This window comes from Mesorhizobium sp. M2E.F.Ca.ET.209.01.1.1, from assembly GCF_004010375.2.
Lineage (GTDB): Bacteria > Pseudomonadota > Alphaproteobacteria > Rhizobiales > Rhizobiaceae > Mesorhizobium.
Genome location: NZ_SADP02000008.1, coordinates 16,394 through 42,592, shown reverse-complemented (window position 1 = coordinate 42,592; position 26,199 = coordinate 16,394). Strand labels below are relative to the sequence as shown.

Below are 26,199 nucleotides of genomic sequence, written 5' to 3'. Positions count from 1 at the left end.
TCGACCCAACGAGATTTTAGTTGAACGGCAGGGCGATTTGGCTTCGAATCGAGAGCGCTGACCCGGCACGACCTGTCAGGCGAGGCGTGTTGGCGCGCAAACCCGGGAGGTTTCGATGGCTGAACCCTTGATCGTTCGTCGCGAGGTACAGATCGCGGCGCCGCCGGCGACGGTCTTCGCCTTCCTGACAGATCCGGACAAGATTGTGCGCTGGATGGGGACGGAGGCAACGGCAGAACCCAACCCCGGCGGTCTCTATTTGCTGAATTTGGGAGGAAGAGCCACGGCTCGCGGCCAATTCACCGAGGTCATACCCGTCCACCGCCTTGCCTACAGCTTCGGCTGGGAGGGCAACGACCGGACGCCGCCCGGTTCGAGCCTTGTCGAAATCGATCTGGTCGAAGAGCCGGGTGGGACGCGGGTCAAGCTCACCCATAGCGGCCTTGCCGACCGAGAGATTTGCGACAGCCACGAGAAGGGCTGGACTCACTACCTGGGCCGGCTTGCAATCACCGCCGCCGGTGGCGACCCGGGACCGGACAAGATGTAGGGCAGCGGCCGCGATTGCCGACAGCTAACGGCCGATCGCTAGTGCGTTTCACGGAAACGGCGAAACGCGCTATCTCGTTGTTTTTACGCAATTCCGGACGGAAGGCTACGGCGAAGGCGCCGAGCCTAACCGCTCACACTTTTCCTGGAATTGCTCTGGAGTTCGAGCTTGTAGCCGATATGGCTGGCCTTGAAACCAAGCCGCTCATAGAAGCGGTGCGCGTCCAGCCGGCTCTTGTTGGTCGTTAGCTGGACCATCCGGCAGCCGCGCTCGCGGCATTTGTCGATCGCCCATTCCAACAGGCGCTGTCCCAGCCCCTCGCCGCGCCGGCTCGACGCGACGCGCACGGCCTCGATCTGGCCGCGCCACGCGCCGCGCTGCGATAGGCCGGCGAGAAAGGTGATCTGGAGCGTGCCGACGACGTCATCGCCATCGGTCATCACCGCGAGCAACTGGTTCGGATCGCCGTCTATCGCCGCGAAGGCGTCCAAATAGGCTTGCAACAATGGCAGGGTCGCGTCTTCGCGGGCCCGGCCCAGCGCATCGTCCGCAAGCATTGCGACGATGGCCGCAACGTCCGCTTCGATCGCCCGGCGAATGCTGATGACGTTCATTTCCACACTCCGAGATGGCGGCCGACCGACTGCAGACCCTGGCGGAGCGGCCGGTCGCCTATATTGGCCGCAATAGCGGATGCCGGCATTAATGACTATCCGGGCGGCGCTGTTGTGCGCTATGGCTGAGTTTCCCGCCTTCTCCAACCTTCTCTTGCCGATGTCAGGCCTGCTCGACGATCCGTGGTTTTATGCCGCCGCCATTCCGGCGGTGATCCTAGTCGGCCTGTCGAAAGGCGGCTTCGGCGGCGCCGTCGGCTTCGTCGGCGTGCCGTTGATGGCGCTGACCGTCCCGCCGGTTCAGGCGGCGGCCATCCTGCTGCCGATCCTGTGCCTGATGGACATCGTTTCGGTGTGGACATGGTGGGGCGTCTATGACCGCAAGATGCTGGTCGATATGATGCCCGGCGCCGTCATCGGCATCGGTCTCGGTTGGCTGACCGCGGCCCTGGTGACCGAGGAGATGGTGCGGCTGATCGTCGGCGCCGTCGCGCTGGTCTTCGTGCTGCGCTGGATCTACCTGCAGTTCCGCCACGGCGCCGGTCATGCGGCTGAGCCGAACCGCATTGCCGCCGCTTTCTGGGCCACCGTCGCCGGCTTCACCAGCTTCGTCGCCCATGTCGGCGGTCCGCCCTTCCAGGTCTATGCGCTGCCGATCCGGCTCGATCCGAAAGTGCTGTCGGGGACGGCGGCGATCTTCTTTGCCGCCACCAATGCGCTGAAGCTCATCCCCTATTTCGCGCTCGGCCAGTTCGACACCACCAACCTCACGGCCTCGGCGGTGCTGATGCCCTTGGCGCCGCTCTCCACCATCGCCGGCGCCTGGCTGGTGCGCCGCATGCGGCCGGAAATCTTCTATCCGTTCACCTACGCCACCGTCGCAGTGGTCGCCGTCAAGCTGCTGTGGGACGGCTTGATGTAGAAGCGAAGCGGCCATTCGGCCGCCTCGCTCCAAAAATCGCGACGCTCAGGCGGCGCTCGGCGCCATCTGGCGACCGCCGCCGAAGCCGAGCGCGGCGCCTAGTGCAACCACCATCGCCATGCCGGCCAGAATGCCGATGTCGTGCAGAGTCGGCTTCAGCACCATGTCGGCGATGATCACCAGCATCACCGCATAATCGAGACGCGCCCATTTCATCATGCGCTGGCCGATGGCAAGGACGGCGGGAGTGATGCCCTGCTCGGCGACCATGGCGCCCATGCGCTCGCCGGTCGGCTTGAAGACCAGCATGCCGATCGAGAAGGTCGTGGCATAGCCGACGAGGCCGATGACAATCCACAGTTCGGTGAAGCCGACCCAGAAGCCGCACATTACGAGACCGAAGACCAGCGTGAGCATCGACATCGGCGCGAAGAACTTGCTGCCGAGCTGGCCGGTGGCGCGCATCGCCTGCAGCTTGTCCTCGATGTTGCCGGCGCGCTCGGCCAGCACGCCGAGCAGGAACAGCACGAAGCCGCCGCCGACCCACAAAATAGCCGAAACGACGTGAAGGAATTTGACGATCGAATACCAATCCATGGTTTGCTCCCGGATGTGCTTGTTGATTTGCGCCGACGCGGGTTTGCGTAGCGCTTGAGAGGAGCGGCCTTTTGCGTGGCGCGTGTTTCGGAACGATGCCGCGGCAGCGGCCGCCATGTTTCGAAGCCGCGAGAGGTGTTCGGAAAATCCGGCTTTTGGTCGATCTCGACAGGGAGGCCGCTGTCCTGTTCCGGCACAGGAAAGCGCTTTCGCTTAAAAAATCGCCGGCGCGTTAAGGCTTCGTTAAGCTTTACAGGCGTTTACTATGCGCATCCAGTTTTGCTGGATTCTTACCGAGTGGTTGGAGCCACTTTGTTTGACGCCTCCCTGTTAAACTCCTGAGAGCCGCCTTATCCGCGGCTCTTTTTTTGTCCGCGCATGACGGGCCGTTGCCTTCCGCCGGCGGATGGCTGGAACTCGGCCCGCGTTAACCGTTTGTTAAACATGCGCTTGCCTTCATGGGCGTCGAAGCGCATTTTCAAGCCTCAGTCATTTAGGGTGCTGGCCACGTCGGCAAGGATAGTCGAATCGGCTGGCGGCAGTGCAGGGGCGTATCGATGAACGAGCCTTCGAAGGGCAGCGCGAAAACCATCAAACTGGCGGAGCGCCGGGTTTTCTCCCAATCCTTCAAGCCGCTCTACCAGGAAGGCATGGGGCTGGTCGAACAGGCCGCCGAATATCTCGATGGCAAGGGCAGGCTCGAGGCCAAGAAATTGTCGCGCACGGCCGCGACCCTCTATGCGGCCGAGTCGATGCGGCTGACCACAAGGCTGATGCAGGTCGCTTCCTGGCTTCTGCTGCAGCGCGCGGCGAATTCCGGCGAGATGACGCGCGACCAGGTCGCCTCGGAGAAATCCAAGGTGCGGCTCGATACCGCGTCGGCGCATGACGAGGCGCTCGGCTGGAACGAGCTGCCGAAGGAATTCCTCGATCTGGTGACGCGCTCGCTGCGCCTGCAGGCGCTGGTGCGGCGCATGGACGAGGAAATCTATGGCGGCGTGGTCGCCGAGACGCACGCCCCCAGCCGGCGGGCCAATCCGGTTTCCGACCAGATCAGCCTTTTGAACACGGCGTTCGCGCGCGGCTGACACCGCAACAAACGCGGCGGTAGCGACGCGCGAACGGGCACCGGCATATTCTTGATCGGATCGCGATTTGGTGAGCCGTTTTGGCCGCAAGTCGAACGTCTGCGATTCCGAGCGCTCTTCAATATTGCGGCGGCCGTTATCGTATTTGAAGGCCATGCCGGCCTTCCCGAAAACGATCACCCTTGCCTGGAAGCGACGGGACCCTAGTTGCAGCCGTTCGCCGCAGCCGGGTCGACCCGAGCCGGATTTGCAAAAAATCACCGTCACTGTGACCAAAGCAGATTGCGAGGCTTGATCCCGTGCATTCGCCATTGGACCGCATTCCGGTATCGATCATCATCCCCAACTACAACTACGAACAGTTTCTCGGACGCGCCATCGACAGCGCCCTCGAACAGGACCACCGCAATGTCGAGGTCGTGGTCGTCGACGACGCTTCGACCGACGCGTCGGTGGCCGTCATCGAATCCTACGGCGACAAGATCCGTCCGTGCCTCAGGCGCAGGAATGGCGGGCATGCGGCTGCGTTCAACACCGGGTTCGAGGAGAGCACCGGAGAGATCATTCTTTTCCTCGACGCCGACGATTATCTCTATCCGAACGCCGTCTCCGAGGTCCTGGACGAGTGGGACGCGGATGTCGTCCAGGCGCAATTCCGACTGCATCTCGTTGATGAGGACCAGCAGATCAAGGATGTCTTTCCCCCTCCGGAACAGCCGTTCGATTCGGGCGACGTCGTGCCGGAATTGTTGCGCAAGGGGCGCTACCATACGACGGTGACAAGCGGGTTGGCGTTCGACCGCGAGGCGCTGGAACCGATAATGCCCATGCCTGAAAGCGATTTCCGGCAAGGCGCCGATGGCTATCTCGCGACGCTCGCGCCGCTTCACGGAGAGGTAAAATCCATCGACACCTGCCTTGGCGCCTACCGCATCCACGGTTCCAACCATTCGGTCTTCGACGAGAAGCTTGCCGAGCGGGCGCGCTGGCGCATGCAGCATGACTTCCGGCGCCTCGAAGCCTTGTCCGACCGGGCGGCCGAGATCGGCTTGACCGTACCGCCGGATGCAGGCCTTCGCGATCCGGTTCATCTGGAAGAGCGGCTGGCTTCGCTCTGCGTCGACGAGCCCCAGCATCCGGTTGCGACCGACTCCCGGCTGGGGCTGGCAAGAGCGGGCGCCGCCGCCAGCCTGGAAATGAACGCATCCTGGCGGCGGCGGGCTGCCCTTGCGGCCTGGTTCCTTTGCATCGGAATCCTGCCGCGGCGCATGGGCAATGCTGTCTTGGCATGGAAGCTGGTCGCGTCGTCCAGGCCGGCAGTTCTCACGCGGCTGTCGAAAACCATCCGTCGCGTGACGAATTAGGTTCTGGGCATGCCGGCCGCGAGCGCCGGCTCAATGGGATTCTGGATGCGATCCCAGGATCGCGATCGTTTCTGGTTTGTTCACATTTCGCTGGCATCGCTTGCCGCCGAGGTTAAACTTGGCGCATGGGGGAAGCGATTCGCATCATCGGCATCGATCCGGGCCTGAGGCGCACCGGATGGGGCATCATCGATAGCCTCGGCAATTCGCTGCGCTTCGTCGCGTCCGGCACCGTGCGCTCGGATGACAAGGCGCCGCTAGCGACGCGGCTCTGCCAACTGCATGACGGGCTGGCCGAGGTGCTGCATCAGGCCATGCCGCATGAGGCGGCGGTCGAGCAGACCTTCGTCAACAAGGATGCGACGGCGACGTTGAAGCTGGGCCAGGCGCGCGGCATCGCCATGCTGGTGCCGGCGCGCGCCGGGCTGGTCGTCGCCGAATACGCACCCAATGCGGTCAAGAAGGCGGTGATCGGCGTCGGCCACGGCGAGAAGAAGCAGATCCATATGATGGTCAAGGTGCTGATGCCGAAGGCGGTCTTCGATACCGACGACGCCGCCGACGCTTTGGCCATCGCCATCTGCCATGCGCATCACCGCCCGAGCGTCGCCTATCGGATGGCGATTGCGGGGTGAGGGGAAAATCATGATCGGCAAGCTGAAGGGCACGGTGGACGAGATCGACGAGGATAGCTGCGTCATCGACGTGCATGGCGTCGGCTATGTCGCCCATTGCTCGGCCCGCACGCTGGCATCACTGCCATCACCCGGGGAGGCAGTGGTGCTTTTCATCGAGACCTATGTGCGCGAGGACATGATCCGGCTCTACGGCTTCCAGACAGGGCTGGAGCGCGAGTGGTTCCGTCTCTTGATGAACAATGTGCAGGGCGTCGGCGCCAAGGTGGCGTTGGCGGTGCTGTCGACGCTGGCGCCGGCCGACCTCGCCAACGCGATCGCGCTGCGCGACATCGCCATGGTTTCCCGTGCCCCTGGCGTCGGCAAGAAGGTGGCTGAGCGCATCGTCACCGAATTGCGCACCAAGGCGCCGGCCTATGCGGGCGCGGCCACCGGCACGGTCGGCCTCAAGCAGGAGCTCGGCGAAGGGGTGGCCGCAGCACCGATCACGGATGCGGTCTCGGCGCTGGTCAATCTCGGCTATTCGCGCGACATCGCGGCGAACGCGGTTGCGGCTGCGCTGAAATCGGCCGGCGAGGGAGCGGATGCCTCGAAGTTGATTCGCTTCGGCCTGAAGGAACTGGCGCGGTGAGGCAGCGCTTGTTCCGCCATCGGTCCTATGCAAGGAAGGCGGCATGAGTCTTTCGCCCCGCCTCATTGCCCCCGACAAGCGCGGCGAGGATGCCGACCAGACGCTGCGGCCGCAGTCGCTCGACGAGTTTGTCGGCCAGGCGGCGGTGCGCGCCAATCTCAAGGTCTTCGTCGATGCCGCCAAGAGCCGCGGCGAGGCGCTCGACCATGTGCTGTTCGTCGGCCCTCCGGGGCTGGGCAAGACGACGCTGGCGCAGATCATGGCGCGCGAGCTCGGCGTCAATTTCCGTTCGACCTCCGGTCCGGTCATCGCCAAGGCCGGCGATCTAGCGGCGCTGCTCACCAATCTCGAGGAGCGCGACGTCCTCTTCATCGACGAGATCCACCGCCTCAATCCGGCGGTCGAGGAAATCCTCTATCCGGCGATGGAGGATTTCCAGCTCGACCTGATCATCGGCGAGGGACCGGCGGCGCGCTCGGTCAAGATCGACCTCGCCCGCTTCACCCTGGTCGCGGCGACGACAAGGCTCGGGCTTCTCACCAATCCGCTGCGCGACCGCTTCGGCATTCCGGTGCGGCTCAATTTCTACACGGTCGAGGAGCTGGAACAGATCGTGCGCCGCGGCGCCCGCATTCTCTCGATGCCGCTCGGCGACGACGGCGCGGTCGAGATCGCGCGCCGCGCGCGCGGCACGCCGCGCATCGCCGGCCGACTGTTGCGCCGCGTGCGCGACTTCGCCAGCGTCGCGGGCGCCGCGCATGTCGACAGGAAGATCGCCGACGAGGCGCTCACCAGGCTGGAAGTCGACGCGCTCGGCCTCGACGCGCTCGACCGCCGCTATTTGTCGATGATCGCGCGTAATTTCGGCGGCGGGCCGGTCGGCATCGAGACGATCGCGGCCGGGCTCTCCGAGCCGCGCGACGCGATCGAGGACATCATCGAGCCCTATCTCATCCAGCAGGGTTTTATCCAGCGCACGCCGCGCGGACGGGTGTTGACCGCCAATGCCTGGCGCCATCTCGGTCTCGACCCGCCAAAGGATATTGCGCAGCAGCAGATCAGCCTGTTCCAGGAAGAGTAACGCAGATTTGTTCGCCGCTCGGCCAGGCAAGGGGCCGATCTGCGCAGAATCTGCGCGGCTTGGCCCAGCTCAGGGCGCAATTGCCGCCTTTAAGGCAGCTTCCTGGTAAAAAACCGAGGGGCTTTGGGTCATTCCATGATCACCAGACGCGGTTTCCTGCGCCTTGTCGGCGGCTCGGCCTTCGCCATGGTGTCGCTCGGCGCCTATGCGGTCGGCATCGAGCCGATGCTGCTGACGCATGTGAAGCGCTATGCGCTGACACCGCCGCATTGGCCGACCGGCCTCAAGCTGCGGGTCGTGGCGCTGGCCGACATCCATGCCTGCCGGCCATGGATGACGCCGGAGCGGATCGCAGCGCTCGCCGAGCAGACCAAAGCACTGCAGCCGGACGTCATCGTCATGCTTGGCGACTACCCCGCAGGAACCCGGATGGTTACCGGCTGGGTGAAGGCATCGGAGTGGGCGCCGGCGCTCTCCGGGCTCAAGGCGCCGCTCGGCGTGTTCTCGATCCTCGGCAATCACGACTGGTGGGAGGATCGCTCCGCTCAAGCCGCCGGGGCAGGCCCGACCATTTCACGCAAGGCGCTGGAGGCCGTTGGCATTCCGGTGCTGGAAAACGACGTCGTGCGCCTGGAAAAGGACGGGCAGGGTTTTTGGATCGCCGGGCTGGCCGACCAGATTGCGCTTTTGCCGAACAAGGCCAAGGGCCGCAGGGGGCTCACCGGTCTCGACGATCTTCCCGGCACGCTGACCAAGGTCGGCGACACTGCGCCCATCATCCTGCTTGCGCATGAGCCGGACATTTTTCCAAAGGTGCCGCGGCGAGTCTCGCTGACGCTGTCCGGGCACACTCATGGCGGCCAGGTGCGGCTGTTCGGCTATTCACCGGTCGTGCCTTCCGCCTATGGCAACCGCTACGCCTATGGCCATGTCGTCGAGAACGACCGCAACCTGATCGTGTCGGGCGGTCTCGGCTTCAGCATCGCCCCGATCCGTTTCGGGGTGCGGCCGGAGATATTGCAGATCGATTTAGGCTGAACCTTCCATCAGCTGGCGCGGATGGGGGTGCCGTCGGCTTCGTACCCGGTGATGCCGGGCTCCCACCACAGCACCGGATTGTTTCGGAAGCTGGCGCGATCTTCCATCCTGTTCACAAGCGCGCCGATTTTCGGATGCGCGGCGAGCCGGGTATCCAGGTCCAGGGGCCGGTTGGCGATGAAGCGAAGGTGAAAGGTGAGAAAAATGTCCTGGACCGACACGACCTTGCCGAAAAATCCCTCGCCGTCGCGGTCGATCCGTCCTTCCAGCCACCCGATCAGATGGGCAATGCGTTCGGCGCAGCGCGTCAGATGCGAATTGCCGTGATGCCTCACTCCGGACCATCGCATCTGGCTGATCGTCGTCGCGGCGGTGCCGAGCGTCTGGATCGAGGCAAAGAGCAGCCGGTCCTGCCATTCCGATCCCGCCCGCCACATCGATGGCGCCAGAGCCGGATCATCCCCGGCTCGCTGCGGATAGGTGGCAAGCAGATACTCGGCGATCACGCCGCTTTCCCACAGCGTCAGGTCGCCATCACGCAACGTCGGAACTTGAAGCGCCGGCGTCCATTCGGCGCGGGACGCGGCGGATGGCGTTGTGGTTTCCTCCCGCCGCTCGTAGTCGAGGCCGATTTCGTCGAGCACGACGCGAACGCCGCGCGCGAAAGGTGATCCGGTCGTGTAAAGCAGCGAGCGCATAGCCCAATCCCCCGATGCCAGCGCGGAACTGGTAGCATCGCTGGTACTAACGCGGAAGTTGGCGGATTACATCCATCACGTCGGGCTCCGCCTTCTCGCCGTCGAAGGCATCGACGATGCCGAAGGCGCCGCCATAGCTCCACACCGACCAGGAAAAGCCATGCGCCTCGGCGCGGGCGATCATGTCGCGCACATAGGCGGCACGGTATGCGGCCGGCATGACGAAGCCGTTGCCGTATTCCTTGCGGATCATGCCGAACTCACCAAGCGTGATATCCTGCGGCTTGATGCCGTTGGCCTTCGCCCAGGCGTCGACCGTCCTGAACGGCGCATCCATGACGACGGCCAGCTTTTCGGGACTGTCCATCGCTGCCAGCTGTTCGTCGAGATAGGCGAGCATCCCGCTCCGCCGCGCCCAGGGCGCCTCGGCCCTTATCCGGTCGCGGATCGTGTCCAGCGTCATGTCCAATTGCGCCTTCGGAACGGCTGTCAGCGGATAGGGCAGGCCGGTGACGTATTGGATGAAATCGCCGGCCCAGGTCGCGCCCTGGTGTGTCAGAAGGAACGGATCGTAGGAATGGAAGGTCCAGAGGATGTTGTCGTCCGGGATCGCTTTCGGGTCGACTTTTGCCAGGGAGGCCGCATTCGAATAGCAGCCGCCGGTCAGGATCAGCGTGAGCCTGGTGGCGGAAGCTCGCGCGGCCGCGAACAGCTCTTTCTGGCGGTCGGGCCAAAGGTTGGTGCCGTTCGCGTCGCAATCGACGATCGGCTCGTTCATCAATTCGAGCGCGACCTGGCCGGGGTCCTCCTTGGCCAGCGTCCGCGCCATCTTTCGCACCAACTCGGCATAGGCATCGAAGACCGCCGGATCGCGCATGACCTCGCTCATGCCGATCTTGCGGTTGCCGCCTGCGGGGATCAGATGCAGATCGACGATCACCTTCAGGCCGGCACGGTTGATCATGCGCGCCGAGTCGAGCACGCTGGCATAGAGGTCGTCGCGAAGGGCCGCGGTCCGGTCCGAAAGAAAGGGCGCTGGATCGACCGGCATGCGCAGGAAATCGAGACCGGCATCCTTGAGCGCCTTGAGGTCGTCCTCCTTGAGAAATCTGCGCCACTCCGGATAGGGCAGGATCGCCTGGCGGTCGCCCCATTTGTCCTCGGTGGGCCAGGTGACCCACTGGTCGAGATTGAGGCCGCGTTTCATCGAGAACGTCGCCGCGCCGGCTGGAAGCGCAAGCACGGCGAGCGCACAAAGCGCCGCCATCAAGGTCTTGATCATCGTGCCCAACAGTGCCATCCCGTTCCCGCGCGACAAACACCTGCCTCTCTGCGCCAGAAAAGGAAAGCGCGATGGACGATCATGGTGAATCGGCGGCGCTGAGCGCCGGGCTTTCCGGCGCGCTGACGGATTTCGGCCACCGGCTGATGGCCAGGGTCTACTATGCCGACACCGATTTCTCCGGCGTCGTCTATCACGCGCGCTATCTCGAGTTCCTCGAACGCGGCCGCTCCGACTATCTGAGACTGACCGGCGTCCATCACACCGAACTTCTGGATGGCAAGCATGGCGAACGCATCGTCTGGGTGGTGCGGCGCATGGAGATCGACTTCCGCTCGCCGGCCCGCATGGACGATATCCTCACCATCGATACGCGCACCGACGACATTTCCGGCGCCCGCATCTTCATGGGGCAGCAGCTGAAGCGCGGCGGCGATGTGCTGGTCGAGGCGAAAGTCGAGGCAGCGATCGTCGGCGAAAGCGGCCGCCCGAAGCGGTTTCCCAAGGAATGGATTGCGGCCTTCATGCAGAAAACGACGGGCTAATCCGCGGCGCTTGCCGAATTCAGCAGGCGTATTTTCCAGACGCTTCTCGACGAGCTCTGCCGATGGCCAAGCGCGGCAATGCGCCGCGCCTGACATCCTAACCCATCCTTAACCATAACGGTTCATGAAGGAATCGGCGAAGATTGGCGCAATTCGTGCGCCTTCCTTTCACCAATATTTGCCTCGAAAAGGCCGCGAAACGGTGCATTCGGGGCGTGTCCCGCAAGCTTCACGCTTCGCGCGATCGGACCAAAGGGATGCCCATGGGCCAGCCGCCAGCGATGCCCGGAAAATCTTAAGGACTTAAGTGATGGAAAATATCGCACTCGCCGATCCGGCAGCGCATTTATCGATCTGGGCTCTGTTCATGCAGGCCGGCTGGGTGGTCAAGCTGGTCATGATCGGCCTGCTCTGCGCCTCGATCTGGACCTGGGCGATCATCATCGACAAGCTGGTCGCCTACGGCCGCATGCGTATGGCGCTCAACCGCTTCGAGCAGGTGTTCTGGTCGGGGCAGTCGCTGGAAGACCTCTACCGCACGCTCGCCGATCGCAAGACCACCGGCATGGGCGCGATCTTCGTCGCCGCCATGCGCGAGTGGAAAAAGAGTTTCGAGAAGGGCGCGAAATCGGCGCTGGCGCTGCAGACCCGTATCGACAAGGCGATGGATCTGGCGCTGACGCGCGAGATGGAGAAATTGGAGGGACGCCTGGGCTTCCTCGCCACCACCGGCTCGGCGGCGCCCTTCATCGGCCTGTTTGGCACGGTCATCGGCATCATGACGTCGTTCCAGGCGATCGCCGCCTCGAAGAACACCAGCCTGTCGGTGGTGGCGCCCGGTATCGCCGAGGCGCTGCTCGCCACCGCCATCGGCCTGCTCGCGGCCATCCCGGCTGTCATCGCTTACAACAAGCTGTCATCGGACGCGAACAAGATCGGCATGCGCATGGAAGGGTTCGCGGACGAGTTCTCCGCCATACTCTCGCGCCAAATCGATGAAAAAGTAGCGCAGAAAGCCTGAGGAACGACCATGGGGATGTCTGCTGCAGGGGCAAGCGGTTCAGGGCGAGGCGGACGCGGCCACAGGCGGCGCGGCCGCCACCACGCGCTTATGTCGGAAATCAACGTCACGCCGATGGTCGACGTGATGCTGGTGCTGTTGATCATCTTCATGGTCGCGGCGCCGCTGCTCACTGTCGGGGTTCCGATCGATCTGCCGGACACGCAGGCCAAGGCGATGAATGTCGATACGCAGCCGATCACCGTCTCGATCGACGCCACCGGCAAGATTTTCCTGCAGGAAACCGAGATCCCGATCGAGGAACTTGTGGCCAAGCTGCAGGCGATTTCGAAGACCGGCTATGACGAGCGCATCTTCATCCGCGGCGACAAGTCGACCGACTACGGAACGGCGATGAAGGTCATGGCTCGCATCTCAGCGGCCGGCTACAAGAATATCGGCCTGGTCTCATTGCAGGAACAGGACCAGTAACACGACGATGCGGACCGGCCTCACCTCATCGGTCATCTTGCATGCGGTAGCGCTGGCATTCGGGCTGTTCACGCTGTCGTCGCCGCCGGCCATGCCGACCTCCGACGTGGAGTCGGTGGCGGTGGACATCGTGCCGATGGAAGCCATCGCGCAGACGCTGCAGGGCGACAAGAAGTCGGTCATGCATGACAAGCCGGCGCCGGTTCCGACGAAGCGGCCGGATGTCGTTCCTGATGCCCAGAAGGTCGGCGAGAACACCGTCGACACCGACAAGCCGGTGACGGACGAAGCCAAGCCGAAGCCGGTCGAGAAGACCTCGGCGCCGCCGCCCGCGCCGACGCCGACCGAGAAGCCTGCCGTCGAGGACGTGCCGAAGCCGCAGGAGAAGCCGAAGCCGACGCCTGCAACGGAAGTCGCGCCGACACCGACGCCGAAGGAAGAGGTCAAGCCCGAGCCGGTTAAGCAGACGGAGCCCAAGCCGCCGGCGAAGGAAGCGACGCCGACGCCCGACAAGACCGCCGCCATCCAGAAGGAAGAGGTCAAGCCGGACGCGGTGGCCGAGGCGATCTCGCAGGATCAGCCGACGGATGAGGCGAAGCTGCCGAATTCAGCGCCCGCGCCGGAAGCCCGACCGAAGCCGCAGCCGCAGCCGGCCCAGGCCGAGAGCGCCAAGGCACCGGATCGCAAGGACGCCGAAAAGCCGGTGAAGGAAGCGTCTTCCAAGAAGAAGTCGGACGAGAAGCAGTTCAACGCCGACGAGATAACCGCTCTGCTCGATAAGCAGAAGCCGTCCGGCGGCGGCGCCAAGCGCTCGACGCAGCAGGCTTCACTGGGTGGCGAGAAGGATCAGGGCCAGAAGCTCTCCAAGTCGGAGCAAGGGGCGCTGGAGGATCAGCTCGGGAGTTGCTGGACCCTTCCGGTTGGCCTCGAGGGTTCCGAAAACTTCACCGTTGTCATCCGTTTCAACCTGAATGCCTCCGGCAAGCTCGAGGGCCGCCCGACCGTCGAGAAGTCCAGCGGCAACCCCCAGTTCGACGCCAGCGCGGTTCGCGCCGTGCAGAAATGCGATGTCGCGGGTCTGCAGGTTCCCGCCGGAAAGCAGGACATCTGGTCTGACATTCGCGTCAACTTCGATCCGAGAGCGATGCTTGGCCTGTAGCCGGAGCATCCAAAAGAAATCAGCAAGAGAAGCGAGAAGACATGAAATCCATCCTCAAGCCGCTCCTGATGGTCGCCGCAATGGCGCTGGGCATAAGTTCGGTCGCCACCTTGCCCGCCTGGGCAACTCTTGAGCTGAACGTCAACAAAGGCAATGTCGAGCCGATGCCCATCGCCATCCCCGACTTCCAGGGGGGGCTTGGCCCGCAGATATCGGAGATCGTAACGGCCGACTTGAAACGGTCGGGGCTGTTCGCGCCGATCGACAAGGCCGCCTTTGTCGAAAAGATCACCAACCCGGATGCCTCGCCGCGCTTCGACGACTGGAAGGTCATCAACGCGCAGGCTCTGGTGACCGGCAGCGTGAGCAAGGAGGCGGATGGCCGCATCCGGGCGCAGTACCGTCTGTGGGATATCTTCGGCAATCAGCAGATGGCCGGTGAGCAGTTCTTCGCCAACGACGCCAATCAGCGCCGTGTCGCGCATATCATCGCCGATGCGATCTATGAGAAGATCACCGGCGAAAAGGGCTATTTCGATACACGCGTTGTCTTCGTCGACGAATCCGGCGCCAAGAACGCGCGCAAGAAGCGGCTCGCCATCATGGACCAGGACGGCGCCAATGTGCGCTACCTGTCGGACGGCCGCGCGATCGTGCTGACGCCGCGCTTCTCGCCGAACCGGCAGGAAATCACCTACATGTCCTATGAAAGCGGGCAGCCGAAGGTCTATCTCTTGCAAATCGAAACCGGGCAGCGCGAGCTGGTCGGCAATTTCCCGGGCATGACATTTGCGCCGCGCTTCTCGCCCGACGGCCAGAAGGTGATCATGAGCCTGCTGCGCGACGACGGCAATTCCAACATCTTCGCCATGGATCTGAGGAGCCGCTCGACCACGCGGCTCACCGATTCGACCGCGATCGACACCTCGCCGTCCTATTCACCGGACGGTTCGCAGGTCGTCTTCACCTCCGACCGCGGCGGCGGCAGCGGCCGCTCGCAGATTTACGTCATGGGCGGCGACGGCTCGAACCCGCACCGCATCTCCTTCGGCGACGGCGTCTATTCGACGCCGGTCTGGTCGCCGCGCGGCGATCTCATCGCCTTCACCAAGCAGAGCGGCGGCGAATTCCAGATCGGCGTCATGAAGACCGACGGCTCGGGTGAGCGCATCCTGTCCTCAGGCTTCCAGCAGGAGGGCCCGACCTGGGCGCCGAACGGCCGCGTCTTGATGTTCTTCCGCGACTCGGGCGGCGGGCCCAAGCTGGTGTCGGTCGATCTTACCGGCCGCAACGAGCAGCCGATCCCGACGGCGAACTATGCTTCGGATCCGGCTTGGTCGCCGTTGTTGGAGTGAGGGGCGGGGAACTGAGGAATTGAAGAACTGAAGAATTTAGGAAATGAAGAAGCGGAGAACGGCTCAAATCCCCGCTTTTCATGTCTTGGTCGCGTTTTGGCCGCATTTCCGCCTACGGTCCGCGCCCATTGTCGATCTTGGTAAATGCGTGGATGCGTAACGGCCGAGGACGGCGGCTCGAAACCAAAAATTAACCGTGTTTCTTGAATGCCGGTTAACCCAAACGTGGTTACTGGGTGATCAACGAAATCACTCGAATGCGAAGGAGAGGCGGCATGGGCCGTATCGCAGCACTTACCCGAAACCCGGCCATGATCGCGCTGGTGGCGGCTCTCGCCATCACCGGTTGCGCCTCGAAGAAGACTCCGAACAGCGCGGCCGATCTCGGCCTCAACGGCGCCGGCGCCGCCACGCCGGGTTCGGCGCAAGACTTCACCGTCAACATCGGCGACCGCATCTTCTTCGACACCGACTCCTCGTCGATCCGCGCCGACGCGCAGACCACGCTGGCGCGCCAGGCGCAGTGGCTCAACCAGTATCGCCAGTACGCCATCGTCATTGAAGGCCATGCCGACGAGCGCGGCACGCGTGAGTACAATCTGGCACTGGGCGCCCGCCGCGCCGCCGCCACCCGCGACTTCCTGGTCTCCAAGGGCGTCTCCGCCAGCCGCCTGAAGACCATCTCCTACGGCAAGGAGCGTCCGGTCGCGGTCTGCGACGACATCTCCTGCTGGTCGCAGAACCGCCGCGCCGTCACCACGCTGTCGGGCGCCGGTTCCTAAGGGCTTATCGCCGCGACGTCGGTCCGGCGCACCGAGGGCGGCAAAAATACAACATCCCGGACATGAAAGGCGGCCTCAGGGCCGCCTTTTTCATTTGCAACACCCCGAAACAAAATTTGGCCGAAGTCTCGCGTCCTGCTATGAGCGCGAGGGCGCTCCTCCCCCTGTTCTGATTTGGAAAGGCGCATCAGGCCAACACCCACCGCGAGAGACAGAATGCATTTTAGAACGGTCCTGAGCGGCACGCTTGCGCTGCTGCTCGTATCAAGCCTCCCAAGCCTTGCCGCCTCCGCCGACAGCGCCGCGCAAGCCTCCGACAGCGGCTTTACCTTCCATCTGCCGACGCTCGGCATCTTCGGCGACAAGAAGAAGCCTGAACAGGCGCAGATCGCGCAGGATAGCGGCGGCGGCGTGACCGGTCTGGAAGACCAGCTGCGCCAGCTGAACGGCAAGATCGAGGAGATGAATTTCCAGATCCTGCAAATGCAGGAGCAGATCCGAAAGCAGCAGGAAGACAATGAGTTCCGCTTCCAGCAGCTCGAGGGCGGTGCGCAAGGCGGCGCCAAGCCGACCGGGCAGAAGAAATCGGAAGCCGCGCCTCAGGACGGAACCGGCGGCAACACCAATCTCGGCGATGCCGGCACCGGGGATTCCGGCACCGGCGACGCCGGAACCGACAACAGCGTCGCCCAGGCTCCGGCGACGCAGGCGCCGGCCGACACCGGCGGGCAAAATGGCGGCGGCAAGACGGTCGGCGACGTCATCGTGGAATCGCAGACCGGCGATCCCGGCAAGCTGATCACCGGCGCGCCGCCGAAGAATTTCGGCACCATCACCGTCGACAAGAACGGCAATGTGGTCAATGCCGAGTCCGACCCGCAGGCCAACGCACCGGCGCAGGCTCCCTCGGCTACGGCAAGCGCTCCTTCCGCCGAAACGCCTGCCAAGAAGAACAAGGCCGGCGACACGCAAGTCGCGGCCCTGCCGTCGACCAACGATCCGGACGAGCTCTACCGCAATTCCTACCAGTTCATCCTGTCGGGGGACTATCCGACGGCCGAACAGGGTTTTCGCGACCATATCTCCCGCTTCCCCAAGGACGCGAAGGCTGCGGACGCGCATTACTGGCTGGGCGAGTCGCTGCTTGGTCAGCAGAAATACCGCGACGCGGCGGAAATCTTCCTGGCCGCCAGCAAGGACTACCCGAAAGCCAAGAAGGCGCCCGACATGCTGCTCAAGCTCGGCGTTTCGCTGGTCGGCCTGAAGCAGAACGACGTCGCCTGCGCCACCTTCAACGAGATCGGCAAGCGCTATCCCGATGTCTCCGTCACGCTCAAGGAGCGCATCAAGCAGGAAAAGGCGCTGGCGGCGTGCTGACGCCCGATACCAAGCCTGACCTTTCAACCAGACTTTTCACCGACCTGGACTTTTCGACCGGCGCCGTTGCGGCCGTGTCCGGCGGCAGCGACTCGACTGCCCTTCTTCTCCTTCTCAAAGATCACCTCGACCGGACCGTATCGGGCGCCAAACTGCTCGCGGTGACGATCGATCACGGCTTGCGGCCGGACTCGGCCGCCGAGGCGCGGCTCGTCGCCAGCTTCTGCGCCCAGCGCGGCATCGCGCATCGCATTCTTGCCTGGCACGGCGACAAGCCCGCGACCGGCCTGCCGGCGGCCGCGCGCGAGGCGCGCTACAGGCTGCTTGCCGAAGCAGCCGATGCCGAAGGCATCAAGCTGATCCTGACCGGCCACACCGCCGACGATCAGGCCGAGACGGTGCTGATGCGGCAGGCGCGCGAGGATGACGGCCGCGGCCTTGCCGGCATGGCGCCCGCAACGCTCTACGACTGGCGGACCTGGATCGTCCGGCCGCTGCTCGGCACAAGGCGCGCGGCGCTGCGCGACATGCTGCGGCATCGCGACATCGGCTGGATCGAGGACCCGACCAATGTGGATGTCCGCTTCGAGCGGCCGCGCATGCGCGCGGCGCTCGCGCAAGGCGAGGGGCGCACCGCGGAAGCGCTGGCGCGGTCGGCCCAGGCGGCTCGTGAGCGCCACGACATCGGTCGCCGCGCCGCCAGGCTCATCGACGCATTCGCGAGCAGACCGGTTCCGGGCCTCATCCGCCTCGATCGCGATTTCGCCGGGCATGAGGACGGCCGAGCGGCTATCTACGTGCTGCGCATCCTGCTGGCCACGGTTGGCGGCATGTCGTTCCTAGTAGACGAGGCGCGTTGCGCCGCATTGCTTGCCCGCCTGCGCTCCGCGCCGCTTTGCGCCACATTGTCGCGGACGGTGGTCGACGCGCGCCGGTCCGGCATCTTCCTCCGCCGCGAGAACCGCAACCTGCCCGCCCCCGCTCCGCCGGTAGGCAACCAGCTTTGGGACAACCGACGCCGCGTCACCTTGGGTGGGCGCATCACTTTGAAAGACCAACCGGGCGGTTTGGTGATCGCGCCGCTTGGGGCTGCGGCTGCCGGGCGAGCGCCCCCGATCGAGGATATCCCACCAAGCCTGTCGCGCGCAGCACTAGCCGCGGAGCCATCGCTGTGGTCCGGCGGCGAACAGCTTGATTTTGCTGGCGGCAATGCCGGCCCGCAACCGGTGTCTGTCGTTCCGGCGGTTGCCCCTTTTGCACGCTTCCTGCCGTCCTTCGACCTTGAGCCGGCTGCCGCCGTCGCGGCGCTTGTCTGCGCACCGCCGTTGCCGGCGTCGCCATTTCGCGGCCATGATGGTGGGAGAGGGTGGGCGAAAGCTTAACCGATACATGCTGTTCTGCTTGGCAAGGGGTGACGCTCTCCCTATGTTAGGCCAAGCTTCTCAATCATCGCGGGCCCGCAGGCGGGCCCCAACGGGACAATAGATGAATCCGAATTATCGCAACCTCGCGCTCTGGGCGATCATAGCGGTCCTGCTCATCGCCCTGTTCAATCTGTTCCAGACGCCCCAGACGCGCGGTGCGACGACGGATATCCCCTATTCACAGTTCCTGCAGGACGTCGCCTCCGGCCGGGTCAAGAGCGTGACCATCGCCGGCGCCCGCGTCTTCGGCAACTACACGGACAACGCCAACGGCTTCCAGACCTATTCGCCCGGCGATCCGTCGCTGGTCTCCAGGCTGCAGGACAAGAACGTCACCATCACCGCCAAGCCTGAGACCGACGGCTCCAATTCGCTGTTCGGCTACCTGATCTCCTGGCTGCCGATGATCCTGATCCTCGGCGTGTGGATATTCTTCATGCGTCAGATGCAGTCCGGCTCCGGAAGAGCGATGGGCTTCGGCAAGTCGAAGGCCAAGCTGCTCACCGAGGCGCATGGCCGCGTCACCTTCCAGGATGTCGCTGGCGTCGACGAGGCCAAGGAAGACCTCGAAGAGATCGTCGAGTTCCTGCGCGATCCGCAGAAGTTCCAGCGCCTGGGCGGCAAGATCCCGCGCGGCGTGCTCTTGGTCGGCCCGCCCGGCACCGGCAAGACGCTGCTCGCCCGCTCGGTCGCCGGCGAGGCCAACGTGCCGTTCTTCACCATTTCCGGCTCGGACTTCGTCGAGATGTTCGTCGGCGTCGGCGCAAGCCGCGTCCGCGACATGTTCGACCAGGCCAAGAAGAACGCGCCCTGCATCATCTTCATCGACGAAATCGACGCGGTCGGCCGCCATCGTGGCGCCGGCCTCGGCGGCGGCAATGATGAGCGAGAGCAGACGCTGAACCAGCTGCTCGTCGAGATGGACGGCTTCGAGTCCAACGAGTCGATCATCCTGATCGCAGCCACCAACCGGCCCGACGTGCTCGATCCGGCGCTGCTGAGGCCCGGCCGTTTCGACCGCCAGGTGGTGGTGCCGAACCCAGACATCGTCGGCCGCGAGAAGATCCTCAAGGTGCATGTGCGCAACGTGCCGCTGGCGCCCAATGTCGACCTCAAGGTCATCGCGCGCGGCACGCCCGGCTTCTCCGGCGCCGACCTGATGAACCTCGTCAACGAATCCGCGCTGATGGCGGCGCGCCGCAACAAGCGGCTCGTCACCATGGCCGAGTTCGAGGACGCCAAGGACAAGATCATGATGGGCGCCGAGCGCCGCTCGTCGGCGATGACGCAGGCCGAGAAGGAGCTGACCGCCTATCACGAGGCGGGCCACGCCATCCTGGCGCTCAACGTGCCGACGGCTGATCCGCTGCACAAGGCGACAATCATCCCGCGCGGCCGCGCGCTCGGCATGGTCATGCAGCTGCCGGAAGGCGACCGCTATTCGATGAGCTACAAGTACATGATCTCGCGGCTCGCGATCATGATGGGCGGTCGCGTCGCCGAGGAGTTCAAGTTCGGCAAGGAGAACATCACCTCCGGCGCCTCCTCCGACATCGAACAGGCGACCAAGCTGGCGCGCGCCATGGTGACGCGCTGGGGCTTCTCCGACAAGCTCGGCCATGTCGCCTATGGCGACAACCAGGAAGAGGTCTTCCTCGGACACTCGGTGGCCCGCACGCAAAACATCTCCGAAGAGACTGCGCAGATCATCGATGCCGAAGTGCGGCGGCTGATCGACGACGCCTATTCGACCGCCAAGTCCATCCTGACCAAGAAGAAGAAGGAATGGATCGCGCTCGCCGAGGGGCTGCTCGAATACGAGACGCTGTCCGGGGACGAGATCAAGCAGCTGATCGCAGGCAACAAGCCGGCCCGCGACCTCGGCGACGACACTCCGCCCAGCCGTGGTTCGGCGGTGCCGAAGGCCGGCACCGGCGGCCGCCGCAAGAAGGGCCCCGAGCCCGAAGGCGGCATGGAACCGCAGCCGTCAAGCTGAGGTTGGTGCGCGAAAGACCGATCGAGAAACGCCGCGGCTTGGCCCGCGGCGTTTTTGTTTGGGATTTGGAGACAAGAAGGCTTCCCTCGCCGGGGCGCCCTCGGCAACGCCCGAGTATGATGGAAAAACGGTGAGCCGCTTTATCCGCCGATTCGATTTTTTTAAGATTCAGCTTTCAGCCGCGCATTGCAGAGGCTGTAGTAGCCGCCGCCCTTCTGGATCCAGCGAAGGCCGTTCAACGTACCCGCCTCCTTGTTGTCGTGGTAACCCTGCAGACAGGTCTTCATCCGGGCCTTCGCGGGCTTTTCGGTCTTGAACTCGGCGGCGAGGGTGGTCGGGAATGTCACGCCCGCCGGCGCTACAGTGGGGGCGACCGCCGCGCTGGTGTCCTTTTCTGCTGGCTCCGCGGTCTTGACCGAATCCGCGCTGACACTCTCCGCGACGGACGTCGCGCATTTCTCCTTGCGGAAAGCGGCCCAGTCCATGCCGTTCAGAGTGCCGCCTTCCTTGGCTGCCCGATAAGTCTCGCCGCATTCCTTCATCGTCAGTGCGCTCGCAGGCGAGGCACCCCAAGCGACCAGTGCCGTCATAGCCAACGCCGCCAATTTCAAACTGAACATTGAGACCCTCCTGATTGATAATGAGTTGACGTCTTTTTGTATACTGTTTGTTCCCTATATGTTCAACCGGAATCTTTGCGAACTACGGACAAGCCTGGCAGTGGGCAGTGCGGGCGAATCGATGATGCCGGCAGGCCTGCTATATGCAGATGCGAGCATGGCTGCGGGCGTCTTCGCGCGCGATAAAAAGCCCGCGCATGTTGCGATGCGCGGGCCTTTTCTCTTCGAATAATTAGGCGATCAGCTCTTCAGCTTGGCATTGCACAGGCTGTAGAAGCCGCCGCCCTTCTGGATCCACTTCAGGCCGTTGAGCGTGTTGGCGTCCTTGTTGGCATAGTACTGCTCGAGGCAGGTATGCATGCGGCCCTTTCCCGGATTTTCGGTGGCGAATTTAGGCGAGATGGCCTTCGGGAAGCTCACGCCCTTCGGCGCGGCGACCGTCGGCTTCGCCGGCTCGCTGGTGTAGGTGGCTTCCGTCGGAGCCGGCACGGTGTCGTCTTCAGCAGCGCTGGCGCCGCATTCGGCCTTGCGGAAGTCGTTCCACTTCATGCCGTTCAGCTTGTTGGCGGTCTTCGCGGCCTGGTACTTGGTGCTGCATTCCGCCATGGTCAGGCCCTTACCGCCGTCGGCAGCTGCGGTCGAGGTCTTGGTCGTCTTGGCGGGCTTGGTCTCAGTAGCGGGCGCGGCGGCAGCCGCGGCGGTTGCGCCAGGGCCGCACTCGGCCTTGCGGAAATCGTTCCACTTCATGCCGTTCAGCGTGCCGGCGGATTTTGCAGCCTGGTACTTGGCGCTGCATTCCTTGGAGCTCAGCCCCTTGGCGGCTTCGTCGGAAGTGGCGGCGGCCGCCTTCGTCTTCTTCGCAGACTTGGTCTCGGCGGCCTTCGTATCGGTCGCAGCCTTGGTATCGGTCGCCGGCTTGGCGTCGGTCGCGGCCGAAGCATCGCTGCCGCATTGTGCCTTGCGGAACTGGTTCCAGGTCTGGCCGGCGAGCGTTCCCGCGTCCTTGGCCGCGTTATACTTGGTGCTGCACTCGGCCATGGTCAGCGCGTTGGCCGGCGCAGCCAGGAACAAGGTCGCGACGGCGATACCCGTCAAAGCTGCAAGTCTATGAATCAGCATGGCGTTTTCTCCCTTGATGCCGCCAATAAGTGTCCCTATGCCAAATCAATAGCTCTCAATGTCCGGTTGCGCCAGATGCTTCCGGCCCGGTACCCGTCACAAAGTGTGTTGCTCCTGATAAGGTGATGAATTGCTTGCGGGTTCCCCGCCAGCCAAGGTTTGCCGGTGGATAGGGCGCCGAAAAGCTCGCGTGAGCAGGCGTAGCGCCGCCAAGTCAAAGGTGGTGATAGGCTGTCGAATCACTTGCGCTGACCGCGACAATGTTTTTCTAAGGATTGGTAATATACAATCACGAAATTTGATGATCGGATGCGGCCCAATTGTGGCAATACGGGTCCGCTGAAAAACCGACAGGGACTGTAAGGATATGGCAGGTCAGTATTTTGGCACGGACGGTATTCGCGGACGCGCCAACAAATTTCCGATGACGGCCGAGGTCGCCATGCGCGTCGGCATGGCCGCGGGCCTTTCCTTCCATCGCGGCAATCATCGTCACCGCGTCGTGCTCGGCAAGGACACGCGGCTTTCCGGCTACATGATCGAGAACGCCATGGTGGCCGGCCTGTGCGCCGCCGGCATGGACGTGTTCCTGCTCGGCCCGATACCGACACCCGCCGTCGCCATGCTGGTGCGCTCGCTGCGCGCCGATATCGGCGTGATGATCTCGGCCTCGCACAATCCCTACTACGACAACGGCATCAAGCTGTTTGGGCCCGACGGCTACAAGCTCTCCGACGAGATCGAGGAGCGCATCGAAGGCATGCTCGACAAGGACATCGAGCTGGCGCTCGCCGATTCGGACGGGCTTGGCCGCGCCAAGCGCGTCGACGGCGTGCATGACCGCTATATCGAATTCGCCAAGCGCACGCTGCCGCGCTCGATGTCGCTCTCTGGCCTGAGGATCGTCGTCGATTGCGCGAACGGCGCCTCCTACAAGGTGGCGCCCGAGGCGCTGTGGGAGCTCGGCGCCGAGGTGGTGGCGATCAATGTCGAGCCGAACGGCTTCAACATCAACAAGGAGTGCGGCTCGACCCATCCGGCTGGCCTGCAGAAGAAGGTGCACGAGGTGCGCGCCGACATCGGCATCGCGCTCGACGGCGACGCCGACCGCGTCGTCATCGTCGACGAGAACGGAGCGATCGTCGACGGCGACCAGATCATGGCGCTGATCGCCGAATCCTGGCACCAGAGCGGAAGGCTGGCCGGCGGCGGCGTCGTTTCCACGGTGATGTCCAATCTCGGCCTTGAGCGCTTCCTCGGCGACATGAAGCTGCAGCTGCATCGCACCAAGGTCGGCGACCGTTATGTGGTCGAGCATATGCGCGCGCATGGCTTGAATGTCGGCGGCGAGCAGTCGGGCCACATCGTGCTTTCCGATTTCTCGACCACGGGCGACGGTCTGGTTTCGGCCTTGCAGGTGCTCGCCTGCATCAAGCGGCAGAACCGCCCGGTCAGCGAATTGTCGAAGAAATTCGAGCCGGTGCCGCAGCTTCTGAAGAACGTCCGCATCTCCGGTGGCAAGCCACTGGAGGAAGCGCCGGTCAAGGCGGCGATCGAAGACGGGCGCAACCGGCTCGGCAAGTCCGGCCGCCTTGTCATCCGGCCATCCGGCACCGAGCCGCTGATCCGTGTCATGGCCGAGGGCGACGATCCGCAACTGGTCGAGGCGGTCGTCAACGACATCGTCGGCATCCTTCAGGAAACGCGCAGCGCCGCCTGAACCGGTCGCGCAGTTCCTCAGAATTCGCAGGCCCGCCGCCCGGCGGGCTTTTTCGTGCGCCCGCAGCGACCCCGGACAACGGCCTACCATCTAAAATTGTATAGATTCGTGGTTAATCGGTACGGTTAAACGGCTTTTAACCTTTGCAATTCATTATCCACACCCGAGGTCAATCACTTCGGGCGGGTGTCGTCCCGAGGCTTCTTAGGGGTGACAGAATGTTCAAGACAGCAAGAATGGCATTTTTTGCCGCGCTGTTCGCGGGGCTAGCTGGCCCGGCGCTGGCGGCCGATCTTCCGCAGCCGGTCGAAGAGGCGCCGCCGCCGGTCGTCGAGGCTCAACCGGTCGATCTCGGCGGCTGGTACATCCGTGGCGATATCGACTACCACTGGTCTAATTTGGACAGCATCGATTACATCACCTACGGCCCACCGCCCGGCACCAACGATTTCGATTTCGGCGACCTAAAGGGCGGGTTCTCGCTCGGCGCCGGCGTCGGCTACAAAATCAACGATTACTTGCGCACGGATCTGACTGCCGACTACTGGTTCAAGTCGGACTTCAACGGCCAGACCTCGGATCTGACCACGACATCAACGGAAGAGTCGAGCATGAGCGCCCTGCTTCTGCTTGCCAATGCCTATGTGGATATCGGCACGTGGAACGGCGTCACCCCTTATGTCGGCGCTGGCATCGGTGGTGCGCATGTCAAGTGGGACACGGTCCACGACCCGAACACCACCGAAACCAACCCCGGTTCGTCCAACTGGCGCTTCGCCTACGCGCTTATGGCCGGCGCTTCCTACTGCCTCACGGACAAGGTCATCCTCGATGCCGGCTACCGCTTCACTCACATCGAGGGTGGGCGCATGTTCGAATTCGATACGACCAGCTCCGGACCGGGTTTCGACCACGGCATCAACACGCATGAAGTGCGCGGCGGTCTGCGCTATCAGTTCGGCGGCAATAATGGCTGCGCCGCGCCGGTGGTCGCCTATCAGCCTGAGCCGGAACCGATTTACACCAAATAATCGCTTCCTGAAATCCTGGAGTCTCCAAGCCGCCCGGCATCAGCCGGGCGGCTTTCGCTTTGTACGCCATGGCTAAAACGCGATCAAAATCAATTTGGTAACGGAGCGTTATCCTTAACCGGCACTTAACCACTATGGTTAACAATGGCTACTTGAAACGGCGCCCGCGTTCGCGGCTGGCGCCAATCTCGGGAGCCGGGGACCATGACATCCAGATCGCGTATCGCGTCAGCGCTTGCCGCAACCATCATGTTGCCGATGACGCCGGCGGTCGCGGCCGACTACGATCCGCCGATCTATGTCGACCAGGCGCCGGACTACCAGCCGGTCGAGGTCGGCTCGGGCTGGTATCTGCGCGGGGACGTCGCCTATCTGCCGCAGAAGACCTTCGACAACGGGGATTTCACCTTCCCGTCAACGATCAACAACGAAAGCTTCAGCGAGGGCGAGGATGCGTATTTCGCGAGCATCGGCTTCGGCTATCATTTCAACGACTACCTTCGTGCCGATCTCAACCTGGGCTATCTGCCCGGCAATCACGTCAGCGACAGCTATGACGATTCAGGGGTCGCACCGGCGGGAACGGCGATCCTTGGCTCGGGAAATGTGAAGAACTACGCGTTCTCCGGTATCCTCAATGGTTATGTCGATCTGGGCACCTATGTCGGGGTCACGCCCTATGTCGGCGCCGGCATTGGTTTGGTTCGCACGACGAGCAAGCTTTCGGCCTCATACACAGACAGCGCCGACTCCACCAACGATTTCGTCCTGAGCAGCAACAAGACCCAATACTCGCTCGCCTATACGCTCAATGCGGGCCTCGCATACCAGGTGAGCAAGAACCTCCTGGTCGATCTCGGATACCAGTATTTCTCCGCCCCCAATGCGGAATATGTGGCCGCCGAGAGCCTGACCTCCTATCCCACCCGTAAGGGGATCAGCAATCACCAGGTCAAGCTCGGCCTGCGCTACGACCTCTGGTAAAGCGAAGCGGGTTACGAAATGCCACGGCGGGCCAACGGCTCGCCGTTTTCATTTCGGGCCACGCACCCTGGTCATAGGGAATATCCCGACAACGA

Annotated in this window: 26 protein-coding genes; 20 read left to right on the top strand and 6 right to left on the bottom strand. The window is 63.6% G+C overall.

What is annotated here, in order from left to right; translation table 11 throughout:
* The first annotated feature begins 115 nt into the window (after positions 1-115).
* Positions 116-550, top strand: coding sequence for an SRPBCC domain-containing protein (locus EN852_RS16425; RefSeq protein ID WP_127865570.1), 435 nt, complete (start codon positions 116-118; stop codon positions 548-550).
* A gap of 125 nt (positions 551-675) precedes the next feature.
* Here EN852_RS16425 and EN852_RS16420 read toward each other — a convergent pair whose 3' ends face one another.
* The gene (locus tag EN852_RS16420; protein WP_127876149.1) at positions 676-1,164 is read right to left on the bottom strand and encodes a GNAT family N-acetyltransferase; all 489 of its coding nucleotides are present in this window, start codon (positions 1,162-1,164) and stop codon (positions 676-678) included.
* Between the two features lie 160 nt (positions 1,165-1,324).
* Between EN852_RS16420 and EN852_RS16415 the strand changes: the two genes are divergently transcribed.
* Positions 1,325-2,086 (top strand): sulfite exporter TauE/SafE family protein, encoded by a 762-nt coding sequence (locus tag EN852_RS16415; RefSeq protein ID WP_127876202.1) that lies wholly within the window; start codon positions 1,325-1,327, stop codon positions 2,084-2,086.
* Between the two features lie 45 nt (positions 2,087-2,131).
* Here EN852_RS16415 and EN852_RS16410 read toward each other — a convergent pair whose 3' ends face one another.
* The gene (locus EN852_RS16410) at positions 2,132-2,683 is read right to left on the bottom strand and encodes a DUF2269 family protein (RefSeq protein WP_127876148.1); all 552 of its coding nucleotides are present in this window, start codon (positions 2,681-2,683) and stop codon (positions 2,132-2,134) included.
* A gap of 557 nt (positions 2,684-3,240) precedes the next feature.
* On the opposite strand from EN852_RS16410, the gene EN852_RS16405 reads away from it, so the two are divergent.
* The 6 genes from EN852_RS16405 (at position 3,241) to EN852_RS16380 (ending at position 8,520) form a co-directional block, all read left to right on the top strand.
* Positions 3,241-3,771, top strand: coding sequence for a DUF1465 family protein (locus tag EN852_RS16405; protein ID WP_042645727.1), 531 nt, complete (start codon positions 3,241-3,243; stop codon positions 3,769-3,771).
* Between the two features lie 299 nt (positions 3,772-4,070).
* Entirely contained in the window at positions 4,071-5,135 is a 1,065-nt protein-coding gene (locus tag EN852_RS16400; protein ID WP_127876147.1) for a glycosyltransferase family 2 protein, read from the top strand.
* Between the two features lie 125 nt (positions 5,136-5,260).
* On the top strand, positions 5,261-5,770 hold the full coding sequence (gene ruvC / locus EN852_RS16395) for a crossover junction endodeoxyribonuclease RuvC (protein WP_127865574.1): 510 nt from the start codon (positions 5,261-5,263) through the stop codon (positions 5,768-5,770).
* A 10-nt stretch (positions 5,771-5,780) separates the two neighbouring features.
* On the top strand, positions 5,781-6,401 hold the full coding sequence (gene ruvA, locus EN852_RS16390; RefSeq protein WP_127876146.1) for a Holliday junction branch migration protein RuvA: 621 nt from the start codon (positions 5,781-5,783) through the stop codon (positions 6,399-6,401).
* A 43-nt stretch (positions 6,402-6,444) separates the two neighbouring features.
* On the top strand, positions 6,445-7,482 hold the full coding sequence (gene ruvB, locus EN852_RS16385; RefSeq protein WP_040991683.1) for a Holliday junction branch migration DNA helicase RuvB: 1,038 nt from the start codon (positions 6,445-6,447) through the stop codon (positions 7,480-7,482).
* A 135-nt stretch (positions 7,483-7,617) separates the two neighbouring features.
* Positions 7,618-8,520: a metallophosphoesterase gene (locus tag EN852_RS16380; protein ID WP_127876145.1), complete on the top strand. Its 903-nt coding sequence runs from the start codon at positions 7,618-7,620 to the stop codon at positions 8,518-8,520.
* An 8-nt stretch (positions 8,521-8,528) separates the two neighbouring features.
* On the opposite strand, the gene EN852_RS16375 is transcribed toward EN852_RS16380, so the two are convergent.
* Both EN852_RS16375 and EN852_RS16370 read right to left on the bottom strand, forming a co-directional pair.
* Entirely contained in the window at positions 8,529-9,218 is a 690-nt protein-coding gene (locus EN852_RS16375) for a glutathione S-transferase family protein (protein WP_127876144.1), read from the bottom strand.
* Between the two features lie 46 nt (positions 9,219-9,264).
* Complete coding sequence (locus EN852_RS16370; RefSeq protein ID WP_127876143.1) at positions 9,265-10,518, bottom strand: cellulase family glycosylhydrolase; 1,254 nt, start codon at positions 10,516-10,518, stop codon at positions 9,265-9,267.
* Positions 10,519-10,571: 53 nt separating this feature from the next.
* On the opposite strand from EN852_RS16370, the gene ybgC reads away from it, so the two are divergent.
* The 9 genes from ybgC (at position 10,572) to ftsH (ending at position 20,630) form a co-directional block, all read left to right on the top strand.
* Positions 10,572-11,045 (top strand): tol-pal system-associated acyl-CoA thioesterase, encoded by a 474-nt coding sequence (ybgC, locus tag EN852_RS16365; RefSeq protein WP_127876142.1) that lies wholly within the window; start codon positions 10,572-10,574, stop codon positions 11,043-11,045.
* Between the two features lie 310 nt (positions 11,046-11,355).
* Positions 11,356-12,066: a protein TolQ gene (tolQ, locus tag EN852_RS16360; protein ID WP_127865581.1), complete on the top strand. Its 711-nt coding sequence runs from the start codon at positions 11,356-11,358 to the stop codon at positions 12,064-12,066.
* A 15-nt stretch (positions 12,067-12,081) separates the two neighbouring features.
* Positions 12,082-12,537 carry a protein TolR gene (gene tolR / locus EN852_RS16355; protein ID WP_112101581.1) on the top strand — a complete coding sequence of 152 codons (456 nt, stop codon included), beginning with the start codon at positions 12,082-12,084 and terminating at the stop codon, positions 12,535-12,537.
* Between the two features lie 7 nt (positions 12,538-12,544).
* Positions 12,545-13,696 (top strand): cell envelope integrity protein TolA, encoded by a 1,152-nt coding sequence (locus tag EN852_RS16350; protein ID WP_127876141.1) that lies wholly within the window; start codon positions 12,545-12,547, stop codon positions 13,694-13,696.
* 41 nt (positions 13,697-13,737) lie between these two features.
* Positions 13,738-15,051, top strand: a complete 1,314-nt coding sequence (tolB, locus tag EN852_RS16345) for a Tol-Pal system beta propeller repeat protein TolB (protein WP_127876140.1) — start codon at positions 13,738-13,740, stop codon at positions 15,049-15,051.
* Positions 15,052-15,326: 275 nt separating this feature from the next.
* Positions 15,327-15,833 (top strand): peptidoglycan-associated lipoprotein Pal, encoded by a 507-nt coding sequence (gene pal / locus EN852_RS16340; protein ID WP_042645746.1) that lies wholly within the window; start codon positions 15,327-15,329, stop codon positions 15,831-15,833.
* Positions 15,834-16,049: 216 nt separating this feature from the next.
* Positions 16,050-17,210 carry a tol-pal system protein YbgF gene (gene ybgF / locus EN852_RS16335; RefSeq protein ID WP_127876139.1) on the top strand — a complete coding sequence of 387 codons (1,161 nt, stop codon included), beginning with the start codon at positions 16,050-16,052 and terminating at the stop codon, positions 17,208-17,210.
* On the top strand, positions 17,204-18,592 hold the full coding sequence (gene tilS / locus EN852_RS16330; RefSeq protein WP_127876138.1) for a tRNA lysidine(34) synthetase TilS: 1,389 nt from the start codon (positions 17,204-17,206) through the stop codon (positions 18,590-18,592). The genes ybgF and tilS overlap by 7 nt, the downstream gene beginning before the upstream one ends.
* A gap of 103 nt (positions 18,593-18,695) precedes the next feature.
* Positions 18,696-20,630 carry an ATP-dependent zinc metalloprotease FtsH gene (gene ftsH / locus EN852_RS16325; protein WP_127876137.1) on the top strand — a complete coding sequence of 645 codons (1,935 nt, stop codon included), beginning with the start codon at positions 18,696-18,698 and terminating at the stop codon, positions 20,628-20,630.
* 161 nt (positions 20,631-20,791) lie between these two features.
* Here the strand turns inward: ftsH and EN852_RS16320 are convergent, their stop codons facing one another.
* Both EN852_RS16320 and EN852_RS16315 read right to left on the bottom strand, forming a co-directional pair.
* Positions 20,792-21,250 (bottom strand): hypothetical protein, encoded by a 459-nt coding sequence (locus EN852_RS16320; protein WP_127876136.1) that lies wholly within the window; start codon positions 21,248-21,250, stop codon positions 20,792-20,794.
* A gap of 240 nt (positions 21,251-21,490) precedes the next feature.
* Positions 21,491-22,369 (bottom strand): hypothetical protein, encoded by an 879-nt coding sequence (locus EN852_RS16315; protein ID WP_127876135.1) that lies wholly within the window; start codon positions 22,367-22,369, stop codon positions 21,491-21,493.
* Positions 22,370-22,736: 367 nt separating this feature from the next.
* Here EN852_RS16315 and glmM point away from each other — a divergent pair, with 367 nt between their 5' ends.
* The 3 genes from glmM (at position 22,737) to EN852_RS16300 (ending at position 26,104) form a co-directional block, all read left to right on the top strand.
* Complete coding sequence (gene glmM, locus EN852_RS16310; RefSeq protein WP_127876134.1) at positions 22,737-24,089, top strand: phosphoglucosamine mutase; 1,353 nt, start codon at positions 22,737-22,739, stop codon at positions 24,087-24,089.
* Positions 24,090-24,307: 218 nt separating this feature from the next.
* Positions 24,308-25,120, top strand: a complete 813-nt coding sequence (locus EN852_RS16305) for an outer membrane protein (RefSeq protein WP_127876133.1) — start codon at positions 24,308-24,310, stop codon at positions 25,118-25,120.
* Positions 25,121-25,324: 204 nt separating this feature from the next.
* Positions 25,325-26,104 (top strand): outer membrane protein, encoded by a 780-nt coding sequence (locus EN852_RS16300; RefSeq protein ID WP_127876132.1) that lies wholly within the window; start codon positions 25,325-25,327, stop codon positions 26,102-26,104.
* Positions 26,105-26,199 lie beyond the last annotated feature (95 nt).